The organism is Pseudomonas sp. PDM30 (genome assembly GCF_019218985.1).
In the GTDB taxonomy this organism is placed as follows: Bacteria; Pseudomonadota; Gammaproteobacteria; order Pseudomonadales; family Pseudomonadaceae; genus Aquipseudomonas; species Aquipseudomonas jessenii.
Window position 1 is genome coordinate 1 of record NZ_JAHUWM010000036.1, and the last position, 259, is coordinate 259.

The following is a 259-nucleotide window of genomic DNA, read 5'->3' on the forward strand; positions in this document are numbered from 1 at the left end:
TTGCTCAGGGTCGCGGTGTAGGTGATCTGGCCGCCTTCAGTGATGTTGCCGGTGGCGGTGAGGGTCAGCCCGGTGTTGTCCACGGAATCGGTGATGGTGGTCACGGCTGGCGTGGTGTTCGGCACCAGGTTTTCGAAGTTGCCGCCGGTGGTACTGGTGATGGTGGTGCTGACGGTGCTGCCGTTGTTATAGACGTCGTTGGCCGCAGTCGGGACGTTCACGCTGCCGCTGGTCTGGCCCGCCTCGATGGTAATGACCG

At 62.9% G+C, this 259-nt stretch carries 1 protein-coding gene; it reads right to left on the bottom strand.

Annotation, left to right across the window (positions count from 1 at the left end; translation table 11 throughout):
- Positions 1 to 259, bottom strand: a 259-nt coding sequence (locus KW840_RS28355) for an immunoglobulin-like domain-containing protein (RefSeq protein WP_218498470.1), incomplete at both ends; no start/stop codon positions are given.